The sequence below is a fragment of the Thalassotalea fonticola genome (assembly GCF_032911225.1).
Taxonomy (GTDB): domain Bacteria; phylum Pseudomonadota; class Gammaproteobacteria; order Enterobacterales; family Alteromonadaceae; genus Thalassotalea_A; species Thalassotalea_A fonticola.
The window spans coordinates 4,549,246-4,565,943 of sequence record NZ_CP136600.1 but is presented as its reverse complement, the minus strand read 5'-3'; the positions used below and the strand labels follow the sequence as shown (position 1 = coordinate 4,565,943).

14 protein-coding genes are annotated in these 16,698 nt (G+C 42.2%); 11 read left to right on the top strand and 3 right to left on the bottom strand.

What is annotated here, in order from left to right; all coding sequences use genetic code 11:
• The first annotated feature begins 340 nt into the window (after positions 1-340).
• The gene (locus RI844_RS18870) at positions 341-547 is read left to right on the top strand and encodes an AbrB/MazE/SpoVT family DNA-binding domain-containing protein (RefSeq protein WP_348396185.1); all 207 of its coding nucleotides are present in this window, start codon (positions 341-343) and stop codon (positions 545-547) included.
• A gap of 350 nt (positions 548-897) precedes the next feature.
• Positions 898-1,452, top strand: coding sequence for a GFA family protein (locus RI844_RS18865; RefSeq protein WP_348396184.1), 555 nt, complete (start codon positions 898-900; stop codon positions 1,450-1,452).
• Between the two features lie 292 nt (positions 1,453-1,744).
• Here the strand turns inward: RI844_RS18865 and RI844_RS18860 are convergent, their stop codons facing one another.
• Both RI844_RS18860 and RI844_RS18855 read right to left on the bottom strand, forming a co-directional pair.
• Complete coding sequence (locus RI844_RS18860; protein ID WP_348396183.1) at positions 1,745-3,337, bottom strand: BCCT family transporter; 1,593 nt, start codon at positions 3,335-3,337, stop codon at positions 1,745-1,747.
• A gap of 465 nt (positions 3,338-3,802) precedes the next feature.
• Positions 3,803-5,077 carry an aromatic ring-hydroxylating oxygenase subunit alpha gene (locus RI844_RS18855; protein WP_348396182.1) on the bottom strand — a complete coding sequence of 425 codons (1,275 nt, stop codon included), beginning with the start codon at positions 5,075-5,077 and terminating at the stop codon, positions 3,803-3,805.
• Positions 5,078-5,412: 335 nt separating this feature from the next.
• Here RI844_RS18855 and RI844_RS18850 point away from each other — a divergent pair, with 335 nt between their 5' ends.
• The 9 genes from RI844_RS18850 to RI844_RS18810 all read left to right on the top strand — a co-directional run bounded on the left by RI844_RS18850 (position 5,413) and on the right by RI844_RS18810 (position 16,292).
• A complete protein-coding gene (locus RI844_RS18850; RefSeq protein WP_348396181.1) occupies positions 5,413-6,510 on the top strand; it encodes a hybrid-cluster NAD(P)-dependent oxidoreductase in 1,098 nt (365 codons plus the stop codon).
• A gap of 209 nt (positions 6,511-6,719) precedes the next feature.
• Complete coding sequence (gene glyA, locus RI844_RS18845) at positions 6,720-7,973, top strand: serine hydroxymethyltransferase (RefSeq protein ID WP_348396180.1); 1,254 nt, start codon at positions 6,720-6,722, stop codon at positions 7,971-7,973.
• Positions 7,974-8,047: 74 nt separating this feature from the next.
• Complete coding sequence (locus RI844_RS18840) at positions 8,048-9,298, top strand: sarcosine oxidase subunit beta family protein (RefSeq protein ID WP_348396179.1); 1,251 nt, start codon at positions 8,048-8,050, stop codon at positions 9,296-9,298.
• A 12-nt stretch (positions 9,299-9,310) separates the two neighbouring features.
• A complete protein-coding gene (locus tag RI844_RS18835; protein ID WP_348396178.1) occupies positions 9,311-9,610 on the top strand; it encodes a sarcosine oxidase subunit delta in 300 nt (99 codons plus the stop codon).
• Positions 9,607-12,630 (top strand): sarcosine oxidase subunit alpha, encoded by a 3,024-nt coding sequence (locus tag RI844_RS18830; RefSeq protein ID WP_348396177.1) that lies wholly within the window; start codon positions 9,607-9,609, stop codon positions 12,628-12,630. The genes RI844_RS18835 and RI844_RS18830 overlap by 4 nt, the downstream gene beginning before the upstream one ends.
• On the top strand, positions 12,623-13,219 hold the full coding sequence (locus RI844_RS18825; protein WP_348396176.1) for a sarcosine oxidase subunit gamma: 597 nt from the start codon (positions 12,623-12,625) through the stop codon (positions 13,217-13,219). Before RI844_RS18830 ends, RI844_RS18825 begins: the two co-directional genes overlap by 8 nt.
• 128 nt (positions 13,220-13,347) lie before the next feature.
• Positions 13,348-14,226, top strand: a complete 879-nt coding sequence (gene purU / locus RI844_RS18820; protein ID WP_451923623.1) for a formyltetrahydrofolate deformylase — start codon at positions 13,348-13,350, stop codon at positions 14,224-14,226.
• Between the two features lie 322 nt (positions 14,227-14,548).
• Positions 14,549-15,745, top strand: coding sequence for a formaldehyde dehydrogenase, glutathione-independent (gene fdhA, locus RI844_RS18815; RefSeq protein ID WP_348396175.1), 1,197 nt, complete (start codon positions 14,549-14,551; stop codon positions 15,743-15,745).
• Between the two features lie 121 nt (positions 15,746-15,866).
• Positions 15,867-16,292: an acyl-CoA thioesterase gene (locus RI844_RS18810; RefSeq protein WP_348396174.1), complete on the top strand. Its 426-nt coding sequence runs from the start codon at positions 15,867-15,869 to the stop codon at positions 16,290-16,292.
• Positions 16,293-16,359: 67 nt separating this feature from the next.
• Here the strand turns inward: RI844_RS18810 and fdx are convergent, their stop codons facing one another.
• The gene (gene fdx, locus RI844_RS18805) at positions 16,360-16,698 is read right to left on the bottom strand and encodes an ISC system 2Fe-2S type ferredoxin (RefSeq protein ID WP_348396173.1); all 339 of its coding nucleotides are present in this window, start codon (positions 16,696-16,698) and stop codon (positions 16,360-16,362) included.

Genomic DNA, 16,698 nt, shown 5'->3' with positions numbered 1-16,698 from the left:
TAGAAGAAGCCCCTAAGTAATTTCTTACTTAAGGGCTAAGCTAGAGTGAGATCCCGTGCAAAACATCACGGGTAGACTGAGTACTATAAGTAGATTTAGTGTGTCGTGATATTACTTCCGCGGATCGCTCATTATAGCCGCCCACTTTTAAATAAGTTTCGTCAAACTACCATTTGCTGCAAAAGGTACAATAGCACTCATAATGCTATTTTTATGTGACACCTATTCAGCTGCATAGACTTGTACCAATGAAATTGAACAACTACAATTTAAGTTATAGTATCTTGTCATCAAAAGACAGGTACAACTCTGAGGATATAATTGCTTAAGAGGTTAAAAAATGATTGAACTTAAGATACGAGCTGTCGGCAAGGGCTTGGGAGTAGAACTACCACAAGAAGTGCTCAACCAGTTACAGACCAATAAAGGAGAAAACATCTTTCTAGAAAATATGTTTGACGGAAGCTATAGGCTGGTAAAACATGACGAAGAATTCGTACAACAAATGACACTGGTCGACGGCCAAATGCACGAGGAAGATGCCTAAAATTTGGAGATAACAGTTACGAATGCAGCTGTGTTGTAATTACAGAAAATATTTAGCACTATTTGTTACTTTTAAAGTAGTTTTATCTAACTTAATTAATGAAATATTCAACTTATCCTGTTCGCTCACGGGCCGCTGAGGGCGAACAACTACCGTTCAATCGTTGACCGATATAAATGTCTAAATTCACAATACTTATACTATACTTAGCTATTGTGATGTGAACTATCACTTTTTAATAAATTGATGATACTTTGAGCAGAGGTAATCTACAGTAATTGTCACCAATACTTTACTGGAGATAATACATTTAGAGCTTAAGTTCTCATTAAGATAAAAGGTAATTTTCAATGACAAAAAAACTTACTCGACGAACTCTATTGGCTGGAGGGGCTTCTCTCTTAGGCTCGGCATTAATAGCTGCTAATGTTAGAGCAGGAGTTTCTCCTACTAAGGAAGAAACTCGTGATACTTCAATAAAAACGCGTACAGCTTCATGTAATTGTGGGCAGTTAACTGTAACGCATGTTGGTCCTGACCCTGAACGTGTTTCCTTATGTCATTGCTACTTATGTCAAAAACAATCAGGTAGTGCTTTTAGCGTGCAAGCGAGATTTCCCCGTGAAGAGTTAACAATTCAAGGTAAATCTTCTACATGGAAGTTTCCTGGAGATAAGCCAGTTCCATATCGAACTTGTGCCGATCAGGGCGCTACATACTATTTCTGCCCAGAATGCGCATCGACAGTTTACTACACGGCAGATACAGATAATTCTCGTATTGGAATCAAAATCGGCACTTTCGCAGATCAGAGCTTTCCACCACCAAAGATTACAGGTTTTGAAGAGTATCACCATCCTTGGGTCATGAATATTAAAGCTCTTGGCATGAAGGTTCTTGCCTGATTTAGTAGATCTTAATATAAAGTAAGCTCTAAGTGACTCATGATATGAGTCACTTTGTAGTGACTTTAAGAAATACGATCCGAAAATTGCATTTTCTGCTTGTATTAATTGACAAAACCTTTATATGACGGTGTATTTTTTCTATTTCAGTTAATCGCACTTAAGAGACGGATAAGAAACAATGGACATGCTATCAAAGCAGTTTGCATCACTTCATCCTTGAAGTGAAAAAAGCCAGAGCATGTTACTGCTCTGGCTTTTCAATCATTAAACAACCAATCTGAAATCGTAGTTAGGTACTACTTAGTTTAGATTGGCGATGTACCAAAGGGACCACCCCCTCCTGCTTCAGCGACCTTATCAAACCCCACATCATAATTATCATCACAAATGAGAATGGTAGTGCTGCGGTAATTGAGGCTGTTTGCAGAGCCTTTAACCCGCCAACCATTAATAATATGGCAGCAACAGCACCTTCACCCAAGCCCCAGAATACTCGATGACTGGTTGGTGGGTGTGAATCACCCATTGATAAAATCGTAGTGACTACTAAGGTGCCAGAATCTGATGAGGTAATGAAATATGTGGCAATCAACAGAGTTGCCAGGAATGCCGCGATAGTACCGATAAAGCCAGCATCAAGCTTGTCTAACGTCACATACAAGGCTTGGGTTACATCAGCCTTAACTGCGTCAACAATGCCCGCTTGTCCAACAGCCGCAACCACCTCACCCGCTTCATTGGTAATTTGATGGAACAACTCTAGATAAATAGCAGTGCTACCGAACAAAGTTAACCAAACAAAACCTAGCATGGTTGGTACCAGCAATACGCCAACAATAAACTCACGAATAGTGCGACCTTTAGAAATACGCGCAATAAACATACCTACAAATGGTGCCCAGGCCATCCACCAGCCCCAATAAAATGCGGTCCACCAAGATTGCCACTGACTGTTGTCGTTCGCATCAGTCCATGTACTTAGAGATAATACATTCCCTAAATAATCGCCGGTATTTTGCAGTAAGCTGCCAAGTAAATAACGAGTAGGACCAAAACAAAGTAAAAACACTAAAATACCAATCGTTAGCCACATATTTACTTCCGATAAAATTTTCACACCTTTACCAACACCTGATACTACAGAGATTGTTGCTACAGCGGAAATAACGGCAATAAGCATAATTTGATTACCAAGAGACACGTCCATACCAAACATGGTATTAAGGCCGGTGTTCATTTGAGTAACCCCTAAACCTAACGACGTTGCTACACCAAATACGGTACCAAATACAGCAAGCACATCAACCGCATGACCAACAGGTCCATACATTTTATCGCCAATTAACGGGTAAAGTGCAGAGCGGATGGTCAAAGGTAGCTTCTTTCGATAAGAAAAATAAGATAACGACAAACCAACAATTACATAAATTGCCCATGGGTGAAGTCCCCAATGGAAAAAGGTCAGACGCATAGCAACTTGTGCCGCTTCCGCGGTTAATCCCTCAGTGATAAACGGATTACTTTGAAAGTGGTAAATAGGTTCGGCAATAGACCAAAACACTAAACCTATCCCCATTCCGGCACTAAACAGCATTGCAAACCAGGAAAAGTTACTATATTCAGGTGTTGAGTCATCATCACCTAAACGTAAGTTACCGTAGCGACTAAATGCCAGCCAGATACAGAAAAATAAGAATATTGCGACAATGCCAATGTAATACCATTTAAGATAAGCCAAGATCCAACCTGATATCGCATTAAATACCGTTGCCGATTGTTCGGTAAAAAATACACCGGCCAAAACAAACAGCATGATAATTGCCATCGATACAAGTGTTGAAACTGGATTCATGCCTTTTAACAGACCATGATTCGCCACCATGATAAACCACCTTTTTTTAGTTGTTATAAGTAAAAGTAAAGATGTCTATAAACTGTTAGTTAGGCTACCAGTTTATAACCATCTGGATGAAGGGTGTTCACTCACATTTATTATTAAAAGTTAATGACTCAATTATAGTTTGAGTCACACTTAAAATACACATATGTAGCCAACTTAATGGCTGAAAACACCAACTGATTCCATTAAGTCAGAGTTGATTTAGATCAAACTATCTAAATGCGACACCCAGATGACATGTACCGACTTATAGAAAGTTTAAAATGATTTAACATAAGTAAGAGTTCTGTAAGGAGGTTAAAACATTCCTCCCTGAAGAAAAAAAATCCAGTGATTATATCACTGGATTTTAGGGCGAACTGTGATTTACCCCATAACAAAGTTAAAAAAGTATAACCATATTTTTAATCAAAAGGCGTTTATTAACGCCTTTATCAGACTAACCATTTAAGATGAAGAGTTGATGTTTTTTTGCATAGTATCGCTAAACCAATCGATGAAATTAACCACACCGAACTCATAAGTGGTTGAGTAAGGTCCTGGCTGATAAGCCTTAGAATTAATCCCTTTTTGGTTGTTTTCAGCTAACGTTCGATCTTGTTCATTGGTTGCGTCCCAAACTCGGCGTAGGTGTTCTACGTCATAATCAACACCTTCCACTGCGTCTTTATGAACTAACCACTTAGTGGTTACTTGTGTTTTTTGCGGTCCTAGCGGCAGTACCTGAAAAGCAATTAAATGATCTGCCATCGCGTGATTCCACGAATTTGGTAGATGTAAAATTCGCATTGAGCCCAGATCTGGGTTTTTAATACGGCCCATTAATTTTTTACAACCCGCTTTACCATCAATCGTCATCGACACGGTTCCTTCGAGTAACGGCATTCGAACTATACGGTTACGTAAGCCATGACCATGAGAAACATGCTTATAAGGAATGCCTTCTTCTTCCCACATTGCTTGTTTGGCCGCTACTTGTGCTTTAAATTCATCACTTGCGCGTGGATCTTCGGTGTCGTCCCACTCTAGTAAAGTATTCAATAATTCTGGGTGGTTACCGTTACAATGGTAACATTCACGGTTATTCTCAATCACTAACTTCCAGTTAGCATCTTCAATTAAGGTACTTTCGACGGCGACCTTACAATTATCTAAATCATAAGGTTCCAGGTAATGAGTTAAATCGTCAAAGAAGCCATCAATATTAGTTGGGTTATCACTTAGCGAAACAAAAATATAACCACCAGCAACGCGACAATTAACTTTATGCAGACCATAATCATTCTTATCGAAATCATCGCCCATTTCTGTACCGGCAAAGAGTAAATCGCCATCTAATTCGTAAGTCCATTGATGATAAGGACATACTAACTTAGGTACTTTCCCTTGTTTAACTAAGCAAATTTTAGAGCCGCGGTGGCGACAGGTATTATGAAAAGCGCGCACTTCACCATTTTGATCTCTTATCACGGTGATCGGATTATCACCAATATCTAAAGTAATAAAATTGCCATTGTCCGGGATTTCCCCAGTAATGCCGACAAACAACCATTCCTTGTAAAAAATTTGTTCCATTTCTACCTGAAAAACATCTGCATCGGTATAAAACTGCTGTGGTAAAGAAAAAGTTATTGGATGCCTTTCTAATGTATCAGCAACGGCCTTTGCCGACTGACTTTCTGAAGTAACCAGTAAATTTTGTTGTTCATGTGAACATGTCATGAATAATTCCTTAATGCTTAATAATCGACAACACTTGATGTCGATGTTTATTTAGATAATGAACAACTTAAACCAACGAGATGTTCGCATTCTTTCTTGGTTAAGATATTGAGTCCCACCGCGTCAATCGATTTATCTAAAAACGACTTAAAAACTTATTAATACCGACCAAAAATAGTAATTCCTAAAGAAATTGATCTAGATCAACATTTACATCAGCAGGATGAAGACTTGATATGGCAAAAACGACTATATCAATGTCGTTTTTAGTTAAGCGGCAAATAAGCACTCAAAGCTATTGTATGACCATAAATATAATATTCAGGCCTTTTATTATGACAAATACCTTTCAGCAAGCCGTTAACACTCAAGCATGGACAAATGGTCGTCACGACGTCGTATGCGTCAAAGTGATTGACGAAACCATTGATGTACGCACTTATTGTTTTGCCAGTACTAAGCCAGTGATGCATTTTTTCAAACCAGGCCAATTCGTAACCCTAGAATTAGAGATCGATGACGTTCAGGTATTACGTAGTTACACTATTTCGTCATCGCCTTCGGTTCCTTACAGTTTTTCAATCACAGTAAAGCGTGCACCAGGAGGGCAAGTTTCAAATTGGCTGCACGACAACCTTCAACAAGGTGATCAAATTGCAGTACATGGCCCTGTAGGTATCTTCAACTGTATTGATATCAGTGCAGAAAAAGTTTTATTACTCTCTGGAGGAGTTGGTATTACACCGGTGATGTCAATGGCTCGTTGGTGGTTTGATACCAATGGTGAAGTCGATATGATCTTTGCCCACAGTGCCCGCACTCCTAGCGACATCATTTATCGTCGCGAACTTGAGTACATGGATTCCAGAATAACTAACTTCAATCTCAATTTAATTTGTGAGAAATATGACATTGGCGAAAGCTGGAGCGGTTTTACCGGTTTCTTCGATGAGCATAAGCTACGAATAATCGCACCAGACTTCATGGACCGCACAGTATATTGTTGTGGGCCAACGCCTTATATGACGGCAGTTAAAAAAATGCTCGAACGTCTCGGGTTTGACATGGCGAACTACCATGAAGAAAGTTTTGGTGCGCCACCAGAAGAAGCAAAACTTGACGCCGAACAGCAAGCCGAAAATGCCGCAGGAGTATCAATTGATGATAATGACCTACTCGAAGTTGAATTTAGCAAGACCGGTAAAATAGTCAAAATCAAATCAGGTGACACGGTTCATTCGGCCGCCTCAAAAGTTGGCCTGCACATCCCTAAAGCCTGCGGTATGGGCATATGTGGCACCTGTAAAGTTAAAAAAACTCAAGGTGAAGTAGTAATGTCACATAACGGTGGCATCACAGATGAAGATGTTGCTGATGGTTACATTTTAAGCTGTTGTAGTGTACCTCAGGGCGACGTTTCGGTTGAATATTAACTTTGCCAAAACGGCATAAAACTTGATAACCGATACACATATCAAACAATTAGAGATGCGATTTATAGTTCAATTACGACGTTAATTTTTATGTCGTAAATAGATGTAACCAAGACGTTAGCGGAATGGTTACCCCCTATATTGCAAGCTAGTATCGAATCTAACCTCAATAAATAAACTACGGCGTGTTTTGACGCAAAGGAAGTGAAATGTTTTATAAAAATGATCAAATAGCAGGCTTCGACGACAACATTTGGCAAGCAATTCAGCAAGAAGACAAGCGTCAACAAGATCACGTTGAGTTGATAGCATCAGAAAACTATACCAGTGTTAGGGTTATGGAAGCTCAAGGCACTCAACTTACCAACAAATACGCTGAAGGTTATCCAGCCAAACGTTACTACGGCGGTTGTGAACACGTAGATGTTATTGAGCAACTGGCCATTGATCGTGCCAAAGAGTTATTCGGCGCCGACTATGCCAATGTGCAACCGCACTCTGGTTCACAAGCCAATGCTGCGGTATTTATGGCGCTATTAAAACCAGGTGAAACTGTACTTGGTATGAGTTTAGCTCATGGCGGTCATTTAACCCATGGTTCGAAAGTAAGTTTCTCCGGTAAAATATATAACTCAGTGCAGTACGGTTTAAATGAAGCAACCGGTGAAATTGACTACGAGGAAGTAGAACGCCTTGCCAAAGAACATCAACCGAAAATGATCATTGCTGGTTTCTCTGCATATTCACGTGTTGTTGACTGGCAACGTTTTCGTGACATTGCTGACAGCATTGGCGCTTGGTTTTTTGTCGATATGGCGCACGTAGCCGGTTTAGTCGCAGCAGGCCTATACCCTAACCCAGTGCCTATTGCGGATGTAGTTACCACCACAACCCACAAAACATTGCGTGGCCCACGTGGTGGACTAATTTTGGCGAAACAAAATGATGAACTTGCCAAAAAATTAAACTCAGCGGTATTTCCTGCCGGCCAGGGTGGACCATTAATGCACGTTATCGCCGCGAAAGCAATTTCGTTTAAAGAAGCATTATCTGGTGGTTATGTAGAGTATCAGCAACAAGTCATCGACAATGCTCGTGAGATGGCAAAAGTATTCCAGCAACGTGGTTATAACGTTGTCTCTGGTGGTACTGATAATCATTTGTTTTTACTTGATTTAATCGATAAAGGCATTACAGGTAAAGACGCCGATGCCGCCCTAGGCCGTGCCAATATCACAGTTAATAAAAACTCAGTGCCGAACGATCCACAATCACCGTTTGTTACTAGTGGCCTACGCATTGGCACACCAGCAATCACCAGTCGTGGCTTTGGTATTAATGAGTCGGCTGAACTAACAGGTTGGATTTGTGATGTGTTAGACGACATTGACAATGAACAAACGATTACGGATGTACGTAATAAAGTGTTGGACTTATGTGACCAAAACCCTGTGTATCGTTAATTGATACACCGGTGACCTAAGTAATTTAGGTCACCTTGTTCGTCCAATAATGCAATTTAGAAAAGGGTAAGACCATGCAACAATATTCAGGATTTGGCTTGTTAAAACACTCGTTAAGCTACCACGAGAACTGGCAACGGGTTTGGAGTAATCCTACTCCCAAAAAACATTATGACGTAGTGATCATCGGTGGTGGTGGACATGGTCTGGCGACAGCCTATTACTTAGCCAAAGAACATGGTATCACTAACATTGCTGTGATTGAAAAAGGCTACCTTGGTGGTGGTAATACCGCCCGTAATACCACCATAGTACGTTCTAACTATTTATGGGACGAAGCGTCGCACTTATATGAACACTCATTAAAACTATGGGAAGGTCTGGCCCAAGAGCTGAACTACAACCTGATGTTTAGTCAACGTGGTGTATTGAACCTTGGCCATACGCTGCAAGACATGCGCGACATCGAACGTCGCGTTAATGCCAACCGTCTGAACGGCATTGATGGTGAAGTTCTTACCACCGCACAAGTACAAGAAATGGTGCCTATTTTAGATTGTTCTAAAGGCGCACGTTACCCGGTAATGGGGGCTTCATGGCAAGCTCGTGCAGGTACTGCGCGCCACGATGCCGTCGCTTGGGGTTTTGCCCGTGCGGCAGATGCATTAGGCGTTGATTTATTGCAACAAACTGAAGTAACCGGTATTCGTCGTAAAGATGGAGCAGTAGAAGGTGTTGAAACCAATCGTGGTTTTATCTCAGCTAGCAAGGTCGCTTGTGTGGCCGCGGGTAACTCAAGTGTGATCGCCAAAATGGTTGGTATGGAATTACCGCTTGAATCACATCCTCTGCAAGCGATGGTGTCAGAGCCACTAAAACCAATTTTGGATACCGTCGTGATGTCAAATCATGTACATGGGTATGTGAGTCAATCAGATAAAGGTGATTTGGTCATTGGTGCGGGTATCGATGGCTATACAGGATATGGTCAACGTGGTTCATTCAATGTCGTTGAGCATACCATTGCTGCAATTATCGAAATGTTCCCAATTTTTAGTCGTGTACGACTCAATCGCGCATGGGGCGGTATTGTTGATACCTGCCCTGACGCTTGTCCGATTATTTCTAAAACACATATTAAGGGCCTCTACTTTAACTGTGGTTGGGGTACCGGTGGTTTCAAAGCTACGCCTGGTGCAGGTCATGTGTTTGCCCATACTATTGCCCACGATGAGCCACATCCGTTAGCAAAACCATTTAGCATCGACCGCTTTACTTCTGGCGAACTAATTGACGAACACGGTGCGGCCGGCGTTGCCCACTAAGAGGAATTATTTATGTTACTTATCCACTGTCCTTATTGTGAAGAGATGCGCGAAGAAGAAGAGTTTAGTCCGGCAGGACAAGCACATATCGAGCGTCCACTAAACCCAGAAGAATTGTCCGATGAACAATGGGCACGATACTTATTTTTCCGTAAAAACCCACGCGGTTTGCACCACGAAATGTGGCTGCACGCTGCTGGTTGTCGAAAATATTTTAACATGACCAGAAATACCGTGACTTATCAGATCATGGAAACATACAAAATGGGTCTAAAACCCAGTGTCACCGCTAGTGAAGAGGGCCAATCATGAGCCAAGTTAATCGAATCGCTGCAAGCAGCAAGCGCATTAATCGCAACCGCACGTTAACCTTTACCTTCAACGGCAAAGAGTTTCAAGGTTTTGAAGGTGATACCGTGGCGTCAGCTTTGCTGGCCAATGGTGTTGATGTAGTTGGCCGTAGTTTTAAATACTCACGGCCGCGCGGTATTATTACCAGTGACTCACAAGAGCCAAATGCAATTTTTCAAATTGGTTCAACGCAAGCCACTACTATTCCGAACCCACGTGCTACGCAAACCGATCTTTATCAAGGGCTGGCGGCAAGTTCTACCAACGGCTGGCCGAATGTTGACTTTGATTTAATGTCAACGGTGGGCAAGCTAGGTGGGTCAATGATGCCACCAGGTTTTTATTACAAAACCTTTATGTTTCCTCAGTCATTATGGATGTCTTATGAACATTTGATCCGCAAAGGCGCAGGCTTAGGTGCTAGCCCGCAACAAAACGATCCAGACAGCTATGACAAAATGCACCATCACTGTGATGTGATGATTGTTGGTGGCGGCCCTGCGGGGTTAGCGGCAGCACTGTCTGCTGCACAAACTGGCGCACGGGTGATCATTAGTGACGAGCAAAACGAATTTGGCGGCAGTTTATTATGCTCTAAACAGCAAATAGATGGTGAGCTACCAAGCCAATGGGTTGAAAAAACTGTCGCTCAACTTGCTGCCATGGACAACGTTTTATTATTACCACGCAGTACGGTTTTTGGTTATTACGATCACAACCTAGTGGGTATTAACGAGCGCCGCACCGATCATTTAGGTGAAAATCAGCTACAAAGCACGCGTCAACGAGTACACAAAGTCAGAGCAAAACAAGTGATTTTAGCCACTGGTGCTCATGAACGTCCTTTGGTCTATGGTAACAATGACGTACCAGGTTGTATGTTAGCGAATGCGGTTTCTACCTATATTAATCGCTATGATGTTGTGCCTGGCAAAGAATTGGTGTTAATGACCACCAATGACAATGCGTACAAAACGGCGATCGACTGGCATCAGGCAGGACGCAAGGTTGTCACCATTGTTGACACCCGCGAATCGTCAAATGGTGAATTGGTTAAAAAAGCCCAAAAATTAGGCATAAACGTCATCTTTGGTCACGCGGTTATCGAAGTAAGCGGTAGCAAACGCGTTAAAGGTGTTGATATTGCACCAATCAATGCTGTGAATCATAGTGTTACCGGCACCGCAAAACATATTGCTTGTGACACTGTCGCCAGCTCTGGCGGTTGGAGCCCGGTTATCCATCTATCATCACATACTGGCTCTCGTCCGGTATGGAATGAAGACATCGCAGGTTTTGTACCGGGTGAAACTGTACAACAGCAACATATTTGCGGTGGGCTTGAAGGCGTTTACGCCTTATCGAAAGTGATCAGTGATGGCTTTACTACTGGCGCGGTAGCTGCTCAAGCGGCAGGCAAAGGTGAAGGCAGTTTCAGCGGCACATTACCGCAAACCAGCGATCCAAAAGAAGATGCATCAATGGCATTATTCCACGTGCCGCACAGTAAAAAAACCAGCCGAGCGCCAAAGCAATTTGTCGACTATCAAAATGATGTGACCGCGGCTGGCATCGAGCTGGCAAACCGTGAAGGTTTTGAGTCTATCGAGCATGTAAAGCGCTATACCGCGTTAGGTTTTGGTACCGATCAAGGCAAGCTGGGCAATATTAACGGCATGGCCATCACGGCCAAATCGTTAGGAAAAACAATTCCTGAAACCGGCACAACCATCTTCCGTCCAATGTACACGCCAACAACGTTTGGTGCCTTAGCCGGCGCCGATGTTAAGCACTTGTTTGATCCTGCGCGTTTTAGTGCAATGCACAAATGGCACCTTGACAATGGCGCCGAGTTTGAAGATGTTGGCCAGTGGAAACGTCCTTGGTATTTCCCACAACCTGGGGAAACCATGCAAGAATCCCTTGAACGTGAGTGTTTAGCTACGCGTAATAGCGTCGGTATTCTAGATGCCTCCACCTTAGGTAAAATTGATATTCAAGGTAAAGACGCGCGAGAATTTTTAAACCGTGTTTATACCAACCCATGGAGTAAGTTAGGCGTTGGAAAATGTCGATATGGAGTAATGTGTAAAGAAGACGGTATGGTCTTTGATGATGGGGTTACAGTCTGTCTTGATGAAAATCGTTTTATCATGACCACAACCACAGGCGGCGCCGCAGGTGTGTTGCAATGGTTAGAGTTGTGGCATCAAACTGAATGGCCTGAGCTTGAGGTTTATTTCTCAACGGTGACTGATCATTGGTCAACAATGACAATATCAGGTCCTAATGCACGTAAAGTGCTCGAAAAAATCTGTGACATTGATGTAAGCAACGACAGTTTCAAGTATATGGACTGGCGCGCGGCTGAGGTTGCTGGCGTTAAGGCGCGAATTTTCCGCATCTCTTTTACCGGCGAGTTGTCTTTTGAAATTAACGTACAAGCCAACTACGGTATGCATACCTGGAAAGCGGTGATGGCTGCGGGAGAAGAATTTAATATTACTCCTTATGGCACCGAAACTATGCACATTTTACGTGCAGAGAAAGGTTTCATCATTGTTGGACAAGACACCGATGGCTCGGTTACACCACAAGATTTAGACATGGACTGGGTAGTCGGCAAGAAGAAAGAATTTAGCTTTATCGGCAAACGTTCTTGGACCCGCTATGACAACAAACGTGATGATCGCAAACAAATGGTTGGTTTAAAACCAAAAGATCCAAACTTTGTCTTGCCAGAAGGCGCGCAAATTGTGTTTGAGAAAAACCAAAGTATTCCAATGAAAATGGTCGGTCATGTAACCTCAAGCTATTACAGTGCTTGCATGGGCTACTCTTTTGCTTTAGCCGTAGTTAAAGGTGGTATTGACCGCAAGGGACAGAGTGTATTTTTGCCATTAAGTGATGGCACTACTGTTGAAGCTGAAATTTGCAGCCCAGTATTTTATGATCCAAAGGGAGACCGTCAAAATGTCTAATTCAGTACATGTAGAATCGCCGTTGCACCATGCCCAACTTGACCAGCTAATTGGCCAATCAAATTCAGGTGGTATTGTCTTACATGAGGCGGCATTTTTAGGTCACCTTAACTTACGTGGCAATGCTCAAGATGTCGAGTTTTTGGCCGGCGTGCAAGAAGCCTTAGGAGTAGCGCTGCCAGTTACTCCTTGTAGCAGTGCTAAGAGCGACCTCGCCCAGATAATGTGGTTAGCGCCTGATGAGTGGCTGATTGTTGTTGCTTCAGGCAGCGAATATGATGTCGAGCAAAAACTCCGCTCATATCTCAAAGGTCACTTTGCGGTCAGTGATATTAGTGGCGCGCAAACCATTCTTGAATTGAGCGGCAGCAATGTTGTTGAACTAATGAAGAAATCGACTGGTTATGATCTACATTTGGATAGTTTTCCTGTTGGCAAAGTCATAGGTACCACCTTCGCCAAGGCTGGCGCACATATTTTGCGAGTCAGTGAAAACAAATTTCAATTAGTTGTACGCCGCAGTTTTTCTGACTATATTTGGTTATGGATCCAACAAGGCAGCCAAGAATACGGCCTGACTATTGTTTAAATAACCCTAACCTCCCCTTAAGCTAACTGTTTTAACGGTTTAAGGGGAGAGATAACGACAATAATAAAGCCGCTCAAGTTTGCATTAATCAAACCAAGCGGTTTTTTAAATTAAAATAGAGGATCAAAATGTCCGATATCAAACCAGTACCACAAACCCACATTATCACCGCAGACTGCCCTAGCCGACCTGGGACGGTTGACGTGGTGACCCGTTTTTTGTATGAACAGGGGTTTTATATTAATGAGATTCACTCGTTTGATGATACTGCTGAAGATCGTTTTTTCATTCGCATAGAGTTTAGATCCGATACAGAGACAGAATTTAACCGAGAAAATTTTTGCCAAGAGTTCGAACAACGAGCCGGTGAATTTGAGATGCAATGGCAACTGGCATCAAGCTCTTATAAATCAAAAGTGGTGATCATGGTGTCAAAACACGATCATTGTCTGAATGACTTATTATACCGTTATCGAACTGGCGATCTTGATATTGAAATTCCAGCGATCATTTCTAATCACCCTGATTTAAAAGAGCTGGCAAAATGGCATGGCATTCCTTATTACCATTTGCCAATAAGTAAGGAAACCAAACCTGAGCAAGAAGCCAAAGTTTGGCAAATAATTCAAGATTGTGAAGCGGACTTAGTGGTATTAGCTCGTTACATGCAAGTACTCTCTAGTGACATGTGTGAAAAGCTTGCCGGTAAAGCCATTAACATTCATCATTCGTTGTTGCCTGGTTTTAAAGGCGCTAGACCTTATTATCAAGCCTATGATCGTGGCATTAAATTAGTTGGCGCCACGGCGCATTACGTGAGTGATGATCTCGATGAAGGGCCGATCATTAGCCAAGGCGTCGAGACTGTTGATCACTGCTACTACCCTCAGGACTTAGCGGCTAAAGGGCGTGATATCGAATGTTTAACACTATCTCGCGCGGTACGTTGCCATATCGAACATCGAATTTTCATGCATGGTAAAAAAACAGTAGTCTTTTCCAAGTAAGCTAACAAGCACAACCACTTAACGCACTTCTAGCAGCAAAAACCAACGACTAAGTTTAAATTAATATTATTAAAGTTTGTCGTTGGTTACCTTTTTCTAGACATTCTTCAAAAATCAGTTTTTGTCTGTTTCAGACATGCCGATGTCTTTTTCAGATATGCCGATATAAGTAGCAAAACGTTACTCTGACCTATGTGTTTTTTCACCTAAGCCAACAACTATTTAAATAACGATAGGAAGTGGCTTTGATCCTTAATTAATGACCAAAACAAACCATCAAAAAAATATTGTTAGCGTCATTTAACCAACAAGAGAGCTTGATATGTGTTCAAATCATGGAAACCGCGGCGTTGTTTACACAGGCCCGGGAAATGTTGAAATTCAAAATATTGCCTACCCTAAGCTTGCCATTGGCAACCGCAAATGCGAGCACGGGGTTATTTTAAAAGTAGTGACCACAAATATCTGTGGCAGTGACCAACATATGGTACGCGGTCGTACTACTGCCGAACCAGGACTTGTTTTAGGTCATGAAATTACCGGTATGATCATCGAAAAAGGTAGTGACGTTGAATTTTTAGATGTTGGTGACATTGTCTCCGTACCATTTAATATCGCCTGTGGTCGTTGTCGAAACTGTCGTGAAGGAAACACAGGTATTTGTTTAAACGTTAACCCAGGTCGCGCAGGTGCTGCCTTTGGTTACGTTGATATGGGCGGCTGGGTTGGCGGTCAATCTGAATATGTGATGGTGCCATATGCTGACTTTAATCTGTTAAAATTTCCAGATAAAGATCAAGCGTTAGAAAAAATCCGTGATTTAACCATGCTCTCTGATATTTTCCCCACCGGATACCATGGTGCAGTAACGGCTGGTGTTGTTCCTGGTGCTACGGTTTATATTGCCGGTGCAGGTCCAGTTGGTCTTGCGGCTGCTGCATCGTCGCAATTACTTGGCGCGGCTTGTGTCATTGTTGGTGACATGAACCCGGATCGTCTAGCCCAGGCACGTAGCTTTGGTTGCGAAACCATTGATTTACGCCAAGATGCGACCGTACCAGACATGATCGAACAAATACTAGGTGTGCCTGAAGTTGATGCTGCTGTCGATTGTGTTGGCTTTGAAGCTCACAGCCATGGCTGTAGTCATCATAAAGAACAGCCAGCAATTGTACTTAATACTATGATGGAAGTTACTCGTGCAGGCGGTGGTATTGGTATTCCAGGACTTTATGTCACTGGTGATCCTGGTGCCTCTACTGAAGCGGCCAAAACCGGACAACTTAGCATGAATTTTGGTCTTGGTTGGGCCAAATCACATTATTTTGTTACCGGTCAATGCCCGGTGATGAAGTATCATCGCAACCTGATGCAAGCCATTTTGTGGGATAAAGTTCAAATAGCTAAGGCGGTTAACGTGCAAGTAATTTCACTTGATGGCGCACCACAAGGATATGAAGCTTTTGATCATGGCGCGGCGAAGAAGTTTGTAATAGACCCTCACTCAATGGTGTCTTAAGCATTCTTTTATTTAGTAAACGGCGCATTTTTTGCGCCGTTATCTGTAACTTAGAATGCATTACCGCCCCCTATCTCGATGATTACTAATCAGTTTAATAATATATAGGAGAAGATTAATTATGTCTGATCCACTCGAAATTCTCCGTGGAGTTGTGCATCCCTGGTATTGTGACAGCTTTGGGCATATGAATGTCCGCTTTTATAGTCATTTTTTTGATGATGCAGCATTTCATTTATGGCCGCTTTACTGGGGCAGTCACCAAAAAATGCAAAAAGAATTTGGCGTACATACCGTAACCGCTTCAGCAAAACTGCAGTTTCAGCGGGAACTCGTTGCAGGAGATTTGATTGTTGTAGATAGCGTGCTAGCCCGCATTGGTAATAAAAGCTGTACTTTTATCGAGAGAATTTTACATGCGGATACGATGGAAATACATGCAACATATGAAACTGTTGAAGTGTTTTTTGACCCGCTGACACGTCAATCAACAGAAATGCCAGCGCCTATCAGACAGGCGCTTGAACTGCATAACAAAACAACTTAAGACTCACATATTAAAAAGGCTGAAACTTTTGGGTTTCAGCCTTTATATTCAATACTTTTATAATTAATTAGTGGTTTTCACTAACCATATTAACGGTGTATTTGGGTATTTCGACGACTAAATCTTCGTCAGTGATGATGGCTTGGCAACCTAAACGTGATTCAGGCTCTAAACCCCAAGCTTTATCAAGCATATCGTCTTCGAGCTCATCACTTTCATCTAGTGAATCAAAACCTTCACGAATGATCATATGACAAGTGGTACAAGCACATACTTTTTCACAAGCATGTTCAACGCCAATGTCATTTTTTAACGCAACATTTAGCACTGTTTCGCCCTTTTCAGCTTCAACTACTAAACCTTCTGGGCATAATTCTTCGTTAGGAAGAAAGATAATTTGTGGCAT